This is a genomic window from Flavobacterium notoginsengisoli (assembly GCF_042686225.1).
Lineage (GTDB): Bacteria > Bacteroidota > Bacteroidia > Flavobacteriales > Flavobacteriaceae > Flavobacterium > Flavobacterium notoginsengisoli.
The window spans coordinates 580,478-596,866 of the sequence record NZ_JBHUOT010000002.1; the positions used below are offsets into that span (position 1 = coordinate 580,478).

At 31.3% G+C, this 16,389-nt stretch carries 17 protein-coding genes and 1 rRNA gene; 6 read left to right on the forward strand and 12 right to left on the reverse strand.

Annotation, left to right across the window (positions count from 1 at the left end; all coding sequences use genetic code 11):
- Nucleotides 1-45 precede the first annotated feature (45 nt).
- From ACFS3A_RS07985 to ACFS3A_RS08005, 5 genes are all read left to right on the forward strand, one after another.
- Complete coding sequence (locus tag ACFS3A_RS07985; RefSeq protein WP_379824834.1) at nucleotides 46-387, forward strand: hypothetical protein; 342 nt, start codon at nucleotides 46-48, stop codon at nucleotides 385-387.
- 24 nt (nucleotides 388-411) lie between these two features.
- A complete protein-coding gene (locus ACFS3A_RS07990; RefSeq protein ID WP_379824835.1) occupies nucleotides 412-1,047 on the forward strand; it encodes a hypothetical protein in 636 nt (211 codons plus the stop codon).
- 30 nt (nucleotides 1,048-1,077) lie between these two features.
- Nucleotides 1,078-1,869 (forward strand): sensor histidine kinase, encoded by a 792-nt coding sequence (locus ACFS3A_RS07995; RefSeq protein WP_379824837.1) that lies wholly within the window; start codon nucleotides 1,078-1,080, stop codon nucleotides 1,867-1,869.
- Between the two features lie 107 nt (nucleotides 1,870-1,976).
- Entirely contained in the window at nucleotides 1,977-2,642 is a 666-nt protein-coding gene (locus ACFS3A_RS08000) for a response regulator transcription factor (RefSeq protein ID WP_379824838.1), read from the forward strand.
- A 344-nt stretch (nucleotides 2,643-2,986) separates the two neighbouring features.
- Complete coding sequence (locus ACFS3A_RS08005; protein WP_379824839.1) at nucleotides 2,987-4,246, forward strand: asparagine synthetase B; 1,260 nt, start codon at nucleotides 2,987-2,989, stop codon at nucleotides 4,244-4,246.
- Here ACFS3A_RS08005 and ACFS3A_RS08010 read toward each other — a convergent pair.
- The 12 genes from ACFS3A_RS08010 to thrS form a co-directional block, all read right to left on the reverse strand.
- A complete protein-coding gene (locus ACFS3A_RS08010; RefSeq protein ID WP_379824841.1) occupies nucleotides 4,243-5,046 on the reverse strand; it encodes an endonuclease/exonuclease/phosphatase family protein in 804 nt (267 codons plus the stop codon). The two genes, ACFS3A_RS08005 and ACFS3A_RS08010, sit on opposite strands and share 4 nt — an antisense overlap.
- A 67-nt stretch (nucleotides 5,047-5,113) precedes the next feature.
- A complete protein-coding gene (locus ACFS3A_RS08015) occupies nucleotides 5,114-5,347 on the reverse strand; it encodes a hypothetical protein (RefSeq protein WP_109190348.1) in 234 nt (77 codons plus the stop codon).
- Nucleotides 5,348-5,423: 76 nt separating this feature from the next.
- Nucleotides 5,424-6,092, reverse strand: coding sequence for a response regulator (locus ACFS3A_RS08020; protein ID WP_379824842.1), 669 nt, complete (start codon nucleotides 6,090-6,092; stop codon nucleotides 5,424-5,426).
- A gap of 9 nt (nucleotides 6,093-6,101) precedes the next feature.
- Nucleotides 6,102-7,475 carry a hypothetical protein gene (locus tag ACFS3A_RS08025; protein WP_379824843.1) on the reverse strand — a complete coding sequence of 458 codons (1,374 nt, stop codon included), beginning with the start codon at nucleotides 7,473-7,475 and terminating at the stop codon, nucleotides 6,102-6,104.
- 410 nt (nucleotides 7,476-7,885) lie between these two features.
- A complete protein-coding gene (locus ACFS3A_RS08030) occupies nucleotides 7,886-9,574 on the reverse strand; it encodes a tetratricopeptide repeat-containing sensor histidine kinase (RefSeq protein ID WP_379824845.1) in 1,689 nt (562 codons plus the stop codon).
- A 206-nt stretch (nucleotides 9,575-9,780) separates the two neighbouring features.
- Nucleotides 9,781-10,215 carry a carboxymuconolactone decarboxylase family protein gene (locus ACFS3A_RS08035; RefSeq protein ID WP_379824846.1) on the reverse strand — a complete coding sequence of 145 codons (435 nt, stop codon included), beginning with the start codon at nucleotides 10,213-10,215 and terminating at the stop codon, nucleotides 9,781-9,783.
- A 78-nt stretch (nucleotides 10,216-10,293) separates the two neighbouring features.
- Complete coding sequence (locus ACFS3A_RS08040; protein ID WP_379824847.1) at nucleotides 10,294-10,866, reverse strand: Crp/Fnr family transcriptional regulator; 573 nt, start codon at nucleotides 10,864-10,866, stop codon at nucleotides 10,294-10,296.
- A gap of 38 nt (nucleotides 10,867-10,904) precedes the next feature.
- A complete protein-coding gene (locus ACFS3A_RS08045; protein ID WP_379824848.1) occupies nucleotides 10,905-11,720 on the reverse strand; it encodes a hypothetical protein in 816 nt (271 codons plus the stop codon).
- Nucleotides 11,721-11,830: 110 nt separating this feature from the next.
- Nucleotides 11,831-12,175, reverse strand: coding sequence for a 50S ribosomal protein L20 (gene rplT, locus ACFS3A_RS08050; RefSeq protein WP_008464948.1), 345 nt, complete (start codon nucleotides 12,173-12,175; stop codon nucleotides 11,831-11,833).
- A 100-nt stretch (nucleotides 12,176-12,275) separates the two neighbouring features.
- Complete coding sequence (gene rpmI, locus ACFS3A_RS08055; RefSeq protein WP_007810722.1) at nucleotides 12,276-12,473, reverse strand: 50S ribosomal protein L35; 198 nt, start codon at nucleotides 12,471-12,473, stop codon at nucleotides 12,276-12,278.
- Nucleotides 12,474-12,570: 97 nt separating this feature from the next.
- Nucleotides 12,571-13,122 (reverse strand): translation initiation factor IF-3, encoded by a 552-nt coding sequence (gene infC, locus ACFS3A_RS08060; protein ID WP_379824853.1) that lies wholly within the window; start codon nucleotides 13,120-13,122, stop codon nucleotides 12,571-12,573.
- A 22-nt stretch (nucleotides 13,123-13,144) separates the two neighbouring features.
- Nucleotides 13,145-15,091: a threonine--tRNA ligase gene (gene thrS / locus ACFS3A_RS08065; RefSeq protein ID WP_379824849.1), complete on the reverse strand. Its 1,947-nt coding sequence runs from the start codon at nucleotides 15,089-15,091 to the stop codon at nucleotides 13,145-13,147.
- Between the two features lie 1,088 nt (nucleotides 15,092-16,179).
- Between thrS and ACFS3A_RS08070 the strand changes: the two genes are divergently transcribed.
- Nucleotides 16,180-16,389 (forward strand): 16S ribosomal RNA (locus ACFS3A_RS08070); the annotation flags it as partial.

The following is a 16,389-nucleotide window of genomic DNA, read 5'->3' on the forward strand; positions in this document are numbered from 1 at the left end:
ACTATTTATTTTTTTAAATTTATTAACCAATAACAAATTAGAATTATGAATGAAGAAAAATTTCCAGGGCCTATCAGAGTGCCCTTAACTACTGCCAAAGAATGGGAGAAAAGGTACGACGACGATACTACTGTTGAAGATCTTAAGAATAAAGTTAAATCTTATTTAATTCCAAGAGAGAGTTTAGAGCTAGTTTTAAAACTTGGTACTGAAGCTGTTCGTGCCTATATTGGTATTAATGACGATAATGAAAAAACATTACTTTTTGTTGGTGCTAAATACGACGAAAAAACGGGTAAATATGTAGATGTTTACGGTCCGCCGGAAGGTATGGTAGAAGGCGGAGATGTTGTTTATGACGGTTCACGTCCAAGTCCTCCTTTCTAATTTAAATGTTTTTAAGTAAAAATAATGGCTGATTTTTTAATATATTCAGGTTATTTGATTTTATTAATTGATCTAATATTATATACATATAGCTTTTTCCGTAAGGAGAAAGCTAATGTTTTTTTTGTTGGTTACCTGGCCTTTGCGTTTTTGATGCAAATGTCAATGGAGACTCTGTTTCACTTTAAAATGAATAATTTATTTTTGGTGAATACCTTTTTTATAGGACAAATGGTATTGTTAGGATTATTTTACCATTCCATTTTAAAAATAAGAATTCAAAAAAAGTTTGTAAAAGTTAGCCTGATATTGGCTTTACTTGTACTTACAATACAGTTTATTAATACTCCGCAGGAGTTTTTAAAATTTAATTTATTTGAAATTACACTCACCTCTTTACTGATTGTGGTTTTTGCGCTGATGCATTTTTATAATATGCTTACAGAGCACAAAACCTACTACTACGCAAGTATGGGAGTGATTATTTATTTATTATCCAGTACTGTTTTGTTTATTATAGGTAATCTGACATCGACTTTAAATAATGATGTGAAATATTTAAGTTGGATGTTTAATGCATTTTTAAATGTGATCTATTATCTTTTTATTTTATATGAATGGAAAGTGAGTTTTTCGAATAAAAAAAGTTTACAAAGCTAATTTGTAGTTGTGTAACGTAAATAAACAGATATGAACGCCCATTCGATTCCTGATAAAGAGTTAGTTGCTATTATTTTATATATCTCGTTGTTTTTTATAATTGTTGCAGTCGCATTAATTATATTTTTTTATTTTTCAAGGAAAAAAATAATTCAGAAAGAACTGGAGAAAATAGATTTAATAGTTCGATATCAAAAAGAACAATTACATGCTGTTATTATCACGCAGGAAGAAGAGCGTAAAAGAATTGCACAGGATCTTCATGATGATATTAGTTCAAAATTAAATATTGTTTCTTTAAATAGTCACCTGCTTACGGCTCCAAATCTTACAGAAGCGGAAACTTCAGAAATTACAGAAAATATTATTGCTTTAACAACAAAGGCATTAGACAATTCCAGAAAAATAGCACATAATTTATTACCTCCGGTTTTTGAAAAATTTGGACTAAACGCTGCAATTGAGGAATTATGCGAAGAATTTGAAAGTAGTAAATCTGTAAAAACACACTACAAAAATGAAATCGATTTTGATGATAAGGATATCGATCGACATCTGCACGTTTTCAGAATTTTACAAGAACTTATGAATAATTCGCTTCGTCACGGTAAAGCAACAGAGATTTGGATCGCTTTCACCAATAAAGAAGGCGTAAATATTTGTGATTATGAAGATAATGGACTTGGTTTTGACAGCAAAAGTGATCAAAATCAAAAAGGCTTAGGAATGAAAAATATTGACAGTCGTATATCGTTTTTAGAAGGAACAATAAAAATTACTTCGGAAATTAATAACGGAGTTATAGTACATTTTAATTTTTAAATCAAATTTTATGGCTCAATACGGTTTTTAATCAATAAAATAAGGTATTTTATAAATCATATTTCGTAAATTCGGCAGACCAAACTAAACGACCAAAATCAAATAAGATGAATGCTGCTATTAAAATTGCCTTAGTCGATGATGAAATTTTGTTTCGCAAGGGGATTTCTTTTTTATTGCAGAGGGAAGAAAATATCGAAATTATTTTTGAAGCCTCAAACGGAGATGAACTTATTTCTCAGTTAGATAAAAACGAAATTAAGCCTGACATAATTGTAATGGATTTGAAAATGCCGGTTTTAAATGGTGTTGAAGCCACAAAAATTATTCGAAAAAGATACCCTGATATTAAGATTATTGCTTTGACAAGTTATGATACTAAGTCTTTTATAGCTAATATGATTCAGGTTGGTGCTGTGGCGTATTTGATAAAAAACACTACTCCAAAAGATTTAATTCTTACCATTAATGAAGTAGCTTCTAAAGGTTTCTACTATAATGAAAGTGTTCTGAAAACAATTCAGGAAACCATAGTTTCGCCTAAAAATACAAAAGGCGGGCTGGATACTAATTTTCTTTCAGCTCGTGAGGTCGAAATACTTCAGTTAATTTGTCAACAAAAGACAACTGCCGAAATTGCAGAACATCTTTTTTTAAGTCCGAGAACTATAGAAGGACACAGAAATAATTTACTACTTAAAACAGAATCCCGTAATATTGCTGGTTTGGTTGTGTATGCTATTCAAAATGATTTAGCCGTTTTAACAATTTAATTATGCCGTCAAAAATTGAATTGACAAAATATAATATAAGATAATTGTCACTACAAGAACACATAAACCTATTTTTTGAATTATATTCATACCCTTTTCTTGATTATTACTATCATTAAACTTCATGGTTGTTTGTTTTTTACATTGATTAGTTTGATGATCTGGGATAGCAAATGTAGATAGATTATTTAACCATACTATAGGTGTTTTTACCCTTTTTTCGGAATATTGTAAATCAGGTATTTATACCTGTTTCTTTATTTAACATTCTGTTAGGCTAGAAAAAATTGTATGCATTCTTTTTTTTAAGTCTTCCTTTATATCTTTACTAAAATAATTTTCTGATGAATAAGAGTTTATTCTGCATTTTTATACTTTTAATTACATTTAATTCCAGAGCATCGTTTATCCTGCTTCCAATGGATGAATCTACACAACAAAATCATTTAAAAGCTTATGGTATAACCTATTGGTGTTTGAGCAAAGATTATAAAGCAAGCTGGCTTCTCAATTATCGTGGAGGTTCTTTTCTTCTTCCTGATGCTGAGGAAATTAGAAAAGAATGTAAAATTCGAGGTGTTAGTTTTGAAATTATTTCAGATAGCGAAGAGGCTTCAATTTTAAATGAAATTTCCAGCCCTTCACAGAATATGGAGTCTGTAATTTTAGAAAAAGCTCCGAAAATTGCTGTGTACACTCCAAAAGGAAAGCAGCCTTGGGATGATGCTGTAACTCTGGTTTTGACTTATGCAGAAATTCCTTTTACGCCTATTTATGATGAAGAAGTTTTAAGCGATCAGCTTTTAATGTATGACTGGCTTCATTTGCATCATGAAGATTTTACTGGTCAATATGGAAAATTCTATGCCGCTTACAAAAATACTCCTTGGTATATTGATCAAAAAAGGGATTCAGAAGCTTTGGCTGCAAAATTAGGCTATGCTAAAGTATCTCAGGAAAAAGGAGCTGTTGCAAAAAAAATCAGGGATTTTGTTGTTGGCGGCGGATTTATGTTTGCCATGTGCTCAGCTACGGACAGTTTTGATATTGCACTTTCTGCCGATGGTGTAGATATTTGCGAAGCTATGTTTGATGGAGATCCTAGCGAATCAAATTATCAGTCTAAATTAAATTATAATAATTCTTTTGCCTTTAAAAATTTTACTCTGGAAAGAAAACCTGAAGTTTATGAGTTTTCGGATATTGATATGACCACAAAAAGGAGAATTTTAATGGAAAAAGATTATTTTACTTTAATGGAATTTTCTGCAAAATGGGATCCAATTCCTAGTATGCTATGTCAGAATCATACGCAGTTAGTAAAAGGTTTTATGGGACAAACAACTTCATTTGATACTTCATTAATAAAATCAAATGTACTGATTATGGGAACCTGTGAACTAAATGGTGAATCAAGATATATTCATGGCGAAAAAGGAAAAGGAATGTTTACTTTTTTTGGAGGACATGATCCGGAAGATTATCAACATCAGGTAGGAGATCCGCCAACGGTTTTGGACTTACACCCAAATTCTCCGGGGTATAGATTAATCCTGAATAATGTATTATTTCCTGCAGCAAGAAAAAAGAAACTTAAAACTTAGTTTAAAGAGAATTCAAACCAAATTGGGATATGATCTGAAACTTTTCTTGCACTCTGTAGAGAGTCAAAATCCTCATAAAATTTGATCACTCCTGAATTGATGATTTTTAAATTGGATGTTTTATAAAATATGTTGTCAAACTCTGAAGCCAGGCAGATATTATTTTTGCACTTTTGTTTGAGTGTTGTTTTCTGATTCTTTAAGGCAGAATCGTATCCCATTTTTTTCAACGGATTAAAAACAGTATGTTTTTCCGGACAATTAAAATCTCCTAAAAAGACTAGATTTAAGTTAGGATATTGGTTTGGTAGAAACTTAAAATATTTGATTTCTGTTTCAGGTTGCTTTTTTTTGGTGATAGCGTGAAAGTTGACTAACGTAATTGTTTTTTTATTGATCTCGAATGTTGCAAAATAGGGTTCCCTGTCAATTTCCAGTTTAAACTTTTGTTCCAGCCAGGGTTTGTTTTTTAGTTTGATTTTACCTGTTTTCCATAAAAAAGCATAACGCTCTGTTTTGTAACTGCTGCTGGTAGTTGGATTACTGATGCTGTAGTCCCATTTAGTTCCTTTTTCGTTAAGCAAAGCCGATAGTTTTGCTACTGTCTGTGCTCCGCCATATCCGGCAACCACTTCCTGAATAGCAATTATATCGTATGCTTCAATTTTTTTTGCAATATAGTTAAGTTCTGTATCAGATTTTGATCTGCCAAAGTTTTCAATATTCCATGATAAAATTTTGGTTTGCGCAAATGATAAAAATGTAAATAATAAGAGGACAGGGCTTAGAATGCTTTTCATGTAAAAAATAAATGAAACCAAATATATTGGTATTTCCTATAATCATCACTAAACCCTTCTTAGAATTTTAATGTTTTTTATATCTGTTTTTTAAAGCAGTTCCAATAATTATAATTTGTAAAACCAGCAAAGCAGGGATAAAGATTATTTTCCAATCGATTTCTAACCAGCCGGTTTTTTCAGATACATAAGCAAAGCTTATTGATAAAAAAAGACAAAGAAACATGGTTTTCATGATGATTTTATTTTGAGTTGTGTTAATCTTTTCAAAAAAAGTAATCGTTTTGTTTTTTGGTTTCATTAGTAGGTTGGGGTTAGCAAATTTAAAATTACTAAAGCTTCGATTCTTACGTGATTTTGTAAAAAGTTTACATATTTTAAACTAATCCAAAATCTTTAGCAATTGCTATAAGATGTACATTATTATTTGCTTTAAAGTAGATTTTTAATTTGTTAATTCTTTTTTCAATACTACTTGTTCCGTTTGGTGTAATAGATAAATCTTTAAATTCTTTAGAGATGCTTTCTAAAATATAACCTTGCGAAAGAAGTTTCAGTATGGAGATGTCATAGGATTCAATTTCGATCAAAGCTTTGTCATTAAAACTAAATGATAAGTCAGAAGAAACAATTTTTTCTTCGTTTTTGTATGTGCTTACAATAGCATTTTTTAGTTCTGTAATACTGTTTCTTCCTTTAGAGACATACGCGCTTATTCCTAAATCATTAAAAAGTGATTTAATTCTGTAGCTTTTGTCTTCAATAGAAAATACGATTTTTTTTAAAGTAGGTTGTACTTTGTTTACAGCTTCAATTAATTCATCTCCGCTGTTTAATATGGCTTTTCTATGATCTGATTTAAAAGATAAATCACTAATTAGTAAATCATAAGGTTCTTTTTCCAGTAAAGCTTTTTTTATTTTGAGTAAAGCTTCATCACAGTATTTTACATGATCAATTACGGGAACTTGTAAATCTTCAAGTACTTGAACAACAGCAATACTGATACTATCTAAATCTTCGGCAACTAAAACTTTCTTAAACATAATATTATCTTATATAGGAAATGAGAAATTTATTTTAAACGCTTTTTCTAAGCTTGTATCAAAATTAAGAGTTCCTTTTATTGTTTTAATACGGTTTTCCACATTTAGTAGTCTTTTTTCTAAAATATTATTTTCTGTACTAATTTCATTACTATTATCAGTGTACTGAATTGCTATTTTTTTGTCTGTTTTCTTTGCAATTATGCTTACCAGACTTGAACTGTTTGATTTTTTCATGTTAAATAATAATTCTTGTAAAATTCTGTACAGTATTATTTTTTTGTTTTTATCAATTGTATTCCAGGATATTGTGTCAAAGCCATTTAATATAATATTTACATCTTCGGTTTTGTATTCTGAAATCATTTCTTTTAAAACAAAAATATACCGATCGTCTGTTGGGATTTTGCTGTTTTCCCTTGAAATATTCCGGGTTTTAGAGTAGATATCATTCAAACTGTTCACTAATTTTTCTTTATTTTCTGTATCTTCCAGATCTTTATCCTGAACAAATAGTAAAGTTTGGTAGATATATAAGTTGAGCTCATTATCAAGCTTATTTGATATTCTCATTTCACTTTTAAAAATCGCATCATTTTTTTCTCGTTTACCTTTAGAAGTGATATGAAATATTAAAAAAAGTATTAGAAATAAACTTAAAGAGATTACAACATAAGAGATATAACTCCTGTTTTTTTGTTTTTGTAACTGAAGTTCTTTTCCCGCTTTTTGGTTTTTCAATTCTAAATTTTCTTCTTTATCTTTCTTTGAACCATATATCAAATTGGCAAATTGATTTTTTGCTTTTTTTCTACTAATGTTTATACTATCTGATAGTGTAAGAAAGTTATTAAAATGTTTTCTTGAATTATTTACATTGTCAGCTCTAATTAGATAACCTAACATGTTGATTTCGTATATGGATGCTTTTGTTTTTTTTGCGCACTCATATGCCTTTTGTATGTTAATTCTAGCTAATTCCGGATTATTGTATTTTTGGTGATACAAATAAAGAGAGTAATAATTTGCAACCAATTCATAATTATTATTTGTTTTGATTGTTAATTCTAAACTTCTATTAAAACAATCTAATGCTAATTCTTTATGATTTCCAATCCGTAAATAACAGAGTCCCAGATCATAGAGAACGGCAGAATACTGAACATCGGTATTTGGAGGGTCAACTTTATCCCTGATTTTATGTTTAGCCAGGGGTCTTAATAAATTTATTGCCTCTTTGTATTTCTTTTGATGGATATATATAAAAGCAATATCTGTAATTATATCAGATTTTCTAAATGTGGAAATGGCTCTTTTTAATGCTTTTCGTTGATAATATAATGCGTTTTCATAATCATAAATGCTAAAATAATTATTAGCCATTAGTGCATATACATTAATAGCATGTTTGGGATTTTTTGTTTTTTCCAGATAAGGAATTGCTTTTGTGAGGGTCGTTTCTGCTTCATAAAAATCACCATATCTCTGCTGAACATCGGTAATACATACTAGTGATTCAACATAAACGTCGGCAAAATCTTCTTTCGGATTGCATAATGATTTAGCTTTTTCAAAATAAAAAAACGCGCTGTCAAATTTTCCGGGATCAAAATAAGTTTCTCCCTTTTTTATTAATTTTTGTATTTCGGCAGACCGGTTCTCTTTGAAGTCTTTTTCATGCTGTTTTTTTTCTTCATAAAATTTCATGGAAAGACAAACTGCTAAAACTGTAATGAAAATTAGCAGGCCAAAAACAATATGTTTTTTTTGAAAAAATTGAAATAATGGCTTAATCATGACAGCGGAAGTTTAAAAAAGACCTTAAATCCTTGATTCGGACTGGAAGAAATTTCAAATTGACCTTTTATTTTATGAATTCTGCTTTCTACATTATATAGACCATTTTTAAATATAATTTTATCCGTGTCTATTCCCTTTCCGTTATCCTTATAATGGACTAAAATATTTTTTTCGTCTTGTTTAAAGGTAATGCCAACTAAAGAAGCTTCACTGTATTTTCTCATATTAACAAGCAATTCTTGTAAAGCTCTGTATATAGTAATCTTTTTGTTTGGATTGATATTGTACCAGTTTATACTATCAAGTCCGTTTAAAATTATATTAATATTTAAAGTGCTAAAGCGAGAAATCATTTCTTTAAGTGATGAAATATAATTTTCATCGGTAACAATTGTACAGTTTTCTTTCGATATATCTCTCGTTCGGGAATATATTGTCTCTAAGTAATTTGTTAATTGTTCTTTGTTTTCAATCAGAGATAGATTTGTATTTTCGGCGAAAGCCATTGTATGATAAATGTCGTTTGCTAATTCATCATGCAATTTTTTAGAAATCCTGGTTTCACTGTAATATGCGGCTTCAATTTTTTCACGATTTGCTTTTGAAGTGAGATAGTAATATAAAATTAAAATCATGCATAAGCTTAGAATAATAATGATGTAGGCTACAATATTTTTATTTCTTTGCCTTTCTACTTTAAGTTCATTTTCAGCTCTGTGTGTTTTCAATTTTAAATTTTCTTCCTTTTCACGTTTAGAGTTGTATTTAATTTTTGCAAATTGATTTTTTACTCTTTGATCAGTTACATATATGCTGTCATTTAAATTAATATAAGATTCAGAATATGTTTTAAATTCCTGATAGGTACTGTGCTTAATAATGATTCTTAATGGTGATAAACTTTGTTCAGTTTGGTTTGTTTTTCCGAATTCGTTATAACTTAAAAGGGCATATTTTTTTGCTAACGAAGGATTTTTAGAATCATATAATTGTGCAAGATGGATATAGCTTTTTCCTAATTCAGAAGGACTTTTTAGTTTTTTTCTAATCTCTAGTCCTTTCATCATATAATCTAATCCACTTTCATAATTGTTTATTTTAAAATAACACAATCCTATATTGTCGAATAGAGCGCCGTATATTTCGGGTTTAAAGACAACCCCTTTTGTATTTTCTAAAGAAAGAAAAAGATTTAAGGCTTCATCAAATTCTTTGTTCTGAATTAATGCAAGTCCGATATTGATTTTTGTAGTTAATTTTTTCTCTGGCGTTACATTAAGTTTTAGCGCTTTTTCGTAATATAAAATGGCATTTTTATTATTATGGGTATTTAAATAATTATTGCCCAGAATGCTATAAAGAGTCCATACAAGAAATTGTTTTTTTGTAAGCTTGATATAGGGTAATCCTTGTTTTATTGTGGTTTCGCTACCTGCATAATCACCATGCTTTTGCTGGATAGTGGCCATGCGATTTAAAGTACTAATGTAATTTTCCGGATCTTTTGAAGGAGGGCATATTGAGAGTATTTCATTATAGTAATAAAACGCGCTGTCAAATTTTTTAGCATTGAATGATATATTCGCTAATGAAACCAATCGGGTAACTTCTGTTTTGCTGTAAGCTTCTTTTTTTACGATTATAGTTTTTTTCTGGCAGGAAAAAATAACTAAAAAAGCCATAAATATGTAGAAGTAAAATAGTATTCTTTTTGGTATCATGCGCCAAAAATATATATTTCTGAAAATCCTGAAAGAGTATAAATACGGTATTTTAAAATATTTTCATTTTGCGTTTTTTTCGGTTCTGATTTTTAATTAAATACAAAAAGCCCTTTATTCATAAGGGCTTTTGAGTTTTAATAGCTTGTAAATATTCTCTTTATAAATTATGAAGCACGCATTCCGGTAGTAATAGCTAATCTGTTCCAGGAGTTAATTGTAATGATTGCTAAAAGTATTTCGGCAAGGTATTTTTCGTCAAATAATTTAGCTGCATTTTCATAAACTTCGTCCGAAACATGATTACCAATTAAGGTTACTTGTTCCGTTAAAGCTAAGATTGCTTTTTCTTCTTCAGTGTAAAAATCAGCTTCACGCCATGCGCTTATTAGGTAAATTCTTTGTTCGGAAATGCCATGTTTTCTGGCATCAGCAGTATGCATGTTGATACAAAATGCACAGCCGTTAATTTGTGAAGCACGGATTTTTATTAATTCTTTATGTACTGGAGTTAGTGAAGTTGTAGAAATATATTTTTCTAAATTCATTAAAGCTTGATACGCTTCTGGGGCAACATTCGGGATAACAATTCTTGATTTCATTTTTATATGTTTTAAAAGTTCATTACAAAGGTCAGTAATGAATACTTTTAAAAACTTGAACTACTTCAAGAAATGAGGTTACACTTTTCCGGCTCTTATTTTGCTCATAAATTCAGCTGAAAAATCCAAGTAGGAGGCAAGCATATATTGCGGAACACGCTGTACGAAATCAGGTTGTTGGTTTTTAAAATGATTATATCTTTCTTCCGCAGACATTGTAAACAGAAACTTAATTCTCATTTGTGCAGCTCCAAATGCTTTTTGAGCAACAATTCTGAAATATTTTTCCAGACTTGGAACTTGAATTAATATGGATTCCAAAACAGATTTTTCAATCGCAATTACTTCTGTTGTTTCTACTGCCTGAATATAAAAATGAGAAGGTGTATGATTGTGATAACTCAAATAGTCGGTTATCCACCAATTTTCTACTCCAAATTGAAGAGTTTGTTCAGTTCCTCTCGGATTAATAATATATTGACGCATACATCCTTTTACAATAAAATACATCGTATTGCAAATCTGACCTTCTTCTAAGACATGATCTTTTCTTATGATTTGCGTAGTGCTTAAGCATGATTCCAGTAAATCAATTTCTGAAGCCTTAAGATGGATGAATTTTTGAATATGATTAAGAATAGCCTCGTACATTTAAAAGTTTTTTGTATGTGTAAATTTACTTCTTTAATTTAATTATAGAAATTTATGTCAAACTTACTATTAACTATTACACCACTAGAAACGGCGGCTTTCCAGTTTGCGTTTTCAATAAACTTCCTTAACTGATTGATAATTGAATCACTAAATTTTATATTTTCGGGATTTGTAAATTTGATTTCTATATTAATATCTGATATTTTAGAGTCTCTTTTAATGATGAAGTTAGTTTTTGCAAAAAAATCTCTTTGGTTTGAAGTTTTGTTAAAACCATTTGGAAACTTAAAAACTGTAAAGAAATCCTTTTGAATTTGCATTTTTTGATCTAAGAATTCGTTAGCATTTGGATATATTAAACAATAATCATCTACTCCATTAGGATATTCAAAGGGTATTTCTATTCTGTTCATTACATATAAACTATCTGCTGTTCTTTCAATCTGTTTTGTGAAGTTACGTCCGTATTTTAGATTTAATAACTCATTAGATGCTTTGCAATAGCAATTTGTTATTGCGGGATAACTTTCACTGTCATTCCCAATTTGGTATAATGAAAGTTCAGGCTCATTAGAATAAGCGAATTTGACCTGTCTTTCTTTTAGTAATTCTTTTAAATATTGGTGATGTCTGTTATAACCAATATCAAGATAACCTTCGCCTTCAATGTAATAAAAAATTTCTTGAAATTTGAAATCCATTTTTGCTCTTTTTATTTCAGAAAGACAGTTAGAATCTCGTTTGTCAATTACACCAATTATAGTATTAATAGAATTCTTATCTGAATTCTTCTCCTGTGATTTAACTAAGAGAATTTGCATCATGAATAAAATTAAAAAAAGCCTTTTCATTTTTAAAAGTAATTGAGTGAGAATAGAGGTGAAAACAAAAAACCATCCCGTTTAGACGGGATGGTTTTTCTATGATAAGTAAGTAATCTTAAATTGAGTTTATAAAACGTTTATTTTACTTTATTAAGAATAGCTTTGAAAGCTTCAGGGTGGTTCATCGCTAAATCTGCAAGAACTTTACGGTTCAATTCGATTCCGTTAGCTTTAACTTTCCCCATGAATTGAGAATAAGACATTCCTTCTAATCTAGCTCCAGCGTTGATACGTTGAATCCATAATGAACGGAAATTTCTTTTGTTTTGTTTTCTATCGCGGTAAGCGTAGCTCATCGCTTTCTCTACTGCATTCTTAGCAACTGTCCAAACGTTTTTACGTCTGCCAAAGAAACCTTTGGCTTGCTTCATTATTTTTTTTCTTCTTGCTCTTTTAGCAACTGAATTTACCGATCTTGGCATAATTTTAATGTGTTTTTGTAGCAGGCGTCCTGAATTGAATCAAAGGAACTTAAAGCCATACTCCAAGGTTATATAAATAATTTTTTAACCTAAAGAATTATTAGATAATTCTTAATTGTTGTTTGATGCTTTTCATATCTGTTGAGTGAACTAGCGCTGAGTGTGTCAAAGCTAATTTACGTTTTTTAGATTTTTTAGTCAAGATGTGACTTTTAAAAGCATGCTTTCTTTTAATCTTTCCAGAGCCAGTAACTTTAAAACGTTTCTTAGCGCTAGATTTTGTTTTCATTTTAGGCATTTTTCCTAGTGTTTTAATTTATTCTTACTTACTTATATTTTTTGTTTCAAGTTTAAAGTCTCAGGTTCTAACTGAACACTGAGACTGTAAACTGAGACTATTTTTTCTTTTTAGGAGCAATGAACATAATCATTCTCTTTCCTTCCAAAACAGGCATAGCTTCAACTTTACCGTGTTCTTCTAAATCCTGAGCAAGACGTAGTAACAGAATCTGACCCTGATCTTTGTAAATGATAGAACGTCCTTTAAAGAAAACGAAAGCTTTTAATTTAGATCCTTCTTTAAGGAATTTTTCAGCGTTCTTTCTTTTGAACTCGTAATCATGCTCATCAGTCTGAGGACCAAATCGAATCTCTTTAACAACAACCTGAGAAGATTTAGCTTTTAAAGCTTTATCTCTTTTCTTTTGTTCGTAAACAAATTTCTTGTAATCCATGATTTTACAAACCGGTGGCTCCGCATTTGGCGAAATTTCAACTAAATCCAATTCGAACTGATCTGCTAATCGTAAAGCATCCGCAAGCTTGAATACACCTGGTTCGATGTTTTCGCCTACTAGTCTTACCTCTTGTACACCACGAATATTGTTATTTATTCTGTGTGCATCTTTTTTTTCTACTCGAGGTTGAAAACCTCTGTTGCTTCTTATTGCTATGACTTTCTAATTTAAGTTAAACTGTAAATACTTTTAATGTCTTTTTTATTTCTTCGTCTACAATCGAAGCAAATTCTTCGATAGAAACGGTAATATTACCTTTTCCTTCTTGTCCGTGGCGACGAATAGAAATTGTACCATTTTTCTCTTCTTCCTCACCTACAATCAGCATAAATGGAATTTTCTGCATTTCTGCATCTCTAATTTTCTTACCAATTGTTTCGTTTCGATTGTCAATTAGGGCGCGAATTTCGTGATTTTCTAGCAAATCTAAAACTTTTTTAGCATAATTTTCGTATTTCTCGCTCAAAGACAAGATAATAGCCTGTTCAGGCATTAGCCAAAGTGGGAAATTTCCTGCTGTGTGTTCCAATAGAATTGCTATAAAACGTTCCATTGATCCAAAAGGTGCTCTGTGAATCATTACTGGTCGATGTAATTCATTGTCAGCGCCTTTGTAAGTCAAATCAAAACGCTCAGGCAAGTTGTAATCTACCTGAATTGTTCCTAATTGCCATTGTCTTCCTAAAGCATCTTTTACCATGAAATCCAGTTTCGGTCCGTAGAAAGCGGCTTCACCATATTCAACAACTGTATTAAGGCCTTTATCTCTTGCTGCATTGATAATTGCGTTTTCAGCTTTTTCCCAGTTTTCGTCAGTACCAATATATTTTTCTCTGTTTTCCTGATCTCTTAAAGAAATCTGAGCAGTAAAGTTCTCAAAACCTAAAGAACCAAATACGTATAATACTAAGTCAATTACTTTTTTGAACTCTTCATCCAATTGTTCCGGAGTACAAAAAATGTGCGCATCGTCCTGAGTAAAACCTCTTACACGAGTTAAACCGTGTAATTCGCCAGATTGCTCGTATCTATATACAGTACCGAATTCCGCATAACGCTTTGGTAAATCTTTATACGACCAAGGTCTTACATTGTAAATTTCACAGTGGTGAGGACAGTTCATTGGTTTCAGTAAAAACTCTTCACCTTCTGCCGGAGTATGAATTGGCTGAAAACTGTCTGCTCCATATTTAGCATAGTGACCAGAAGTAACATAAAGTTCTTTTTGACCAATATGTGGGCTCACAACTTGTTCGTAACCTGCTTTCTTTTGAGCTCTCTTTAAAAATTGCTCTAAACGCTCTCTTAACGCAGCACCTTTTGGCAACCATAAAGGTAGGCCTTGACCAACTTTTTGTGAGAAAGCGAATAATTCTAATTCTTTTCCTAATTTACGGTGGTCACGACGTTTTGCTTCTTCAAGAAGTTCAAGATACTCAGTTAAGTCTTTTTGTTTAGGGAAAGAAGTTCCGTAAACGCGAGTTAACTGTTTGTTTTTTTCATCCCCTCTCCAGTAAGCACCGGCAACACTCATGATTTTCACAGCTTTAATAATTCCAGTATTCGGAATATGTCCTCCACGGCATAAATCAGTAAAAGTGGCGTGATCGCAAAAAGTAATGGTTCCGTCTTCAAGGTTAGAAATCAATTCTGTTTTGTAAACGTTGTCTTTGTACATTTCTAATGCTTCGGCTTTACTTACCGGACGCATTTTGAAATCATACTTTCCTCTTGAAATTTCTAAGATACGATCTTCGATCTTTTTAAAATCAGCTTCAGAAATCTTTTGGTCTTCAAAATCTACATCATAATAGAATCCATTAGCAATTGCAGGTCCAAGAGTTAATTTAATTCCTGGGTATAATTCTTCAAGTGCCTGTGCCATTACGTGCGAAGTGGAATGCCAGAAAGCTTTTTTGCCCTCAGCATCATTCCAAGTATATAATATAAGATTACCATCGGTCGTTAATGGAGTCTCGGTTTCAATAGTTGTACCATTAAAAGATGCAGAAATAACATTTCGTGCAAAACCTTCGCTAATGTTTTTAGCGACCTCCATTGGAGTTACGTCTGAAGCGAACTCTCTAATTGACCCATCGGGTAAAGTAATCTTGATCATTGTTTATAATTTTGTGATGCAAATATAAGTGATTACAAAAATACATACAATATATATATGTATAAGATTGCTTTAATATATAAGATACTTGTGTGTGGCTTGGAAATGAAGCAGATTTCATTTTCCATAACCCGACATGTTTCCAAAACCTGTCGGGTTTGTTTTTATACATATATATAAGTAGAGAAGTGTACTATAATATATAAGGACAAAAGCGAATATTCTCGTCTTAGCAAATCCGAAGCTTTTTCGAAGGAGTAATTTTGGAATTGAAATTTGAGTAATGTGTTTTGTTGGGAGCTAAATCCCGCTATCCGTTGCAATCTTTTGCTTTTTAAAGGAAAAAGCAAAAGGATTTCCACTTCTATCGGGGCTAGGGCACCATTTTTCAGAAGAGAATTTCGGAAAGAAAAGACGTTTTCACAAGAAAGGGAATTAAAAACCCGGCGCCTTTGCGTGTTTTCGAGATCAAAAAGGGCAGAAAACAAGGCTTTGGGACTTGGCGCCTTGGTGGCAAAACAAGAGAAATAACAGCCAAACGAGGAAAAACCCCACAAGGAGCGGAAAAAACTTCGATTATAACCTGCGAGTTATGAGAGTGTTAAGAAAAAGAGTGAAAAAAGATCAAAAAAAGGCGGACAAAAAGCTTGTATAACTGAATAAAGGTGCTACTTTTGCACCCGCAACAACGAAAAACGTTCACAGAAATACTGACAGGAAAGAGGAATCAAGAGAAAAGAAATTTTCAAAAAAAAGATTCGGAAAAGCTTGTGAGATTTGAAAATGCTTTTTACATTTGCACCCCGCAAAACACGGAAGCTCATTGAAAGATTGGAAGGAAAAGTTGAAAAACTGAGGCGAAAAAAAAGTTTCAAAATTTTTTAAATTTTTCTTGCGAGAAACAAAAAGAATTTCTACTTTTGCACCCGCTTTGAAACACAAGCGAAAACAAAAAGAAATACGTTCGTAGACATATTGAATTGACAGCCGTCTTGTTTAACAACAAGACAAATAAAATAAGAGTAATAGAATCGAGAGATTCGAAAAGAACCGACTAGATCAGCATCGACTATATAATATTAAAATATACGATGAAGAGTTTGATCCTGGCTCAGGATGAACGCTAGCGGCAGGCTTAACACATGCAAGTCGAGGGGTATGCTTCTTCGGGAGCAGAGACCGGCGCACGGGTGCGTAACGCGTATGCAATCTACCTTTTACAGGGGGATAGCCCAGAGAAATTTGGATTAATACCCCATGGTATTATTGAGTGGCATCACTTAATAATTAAAGTCACA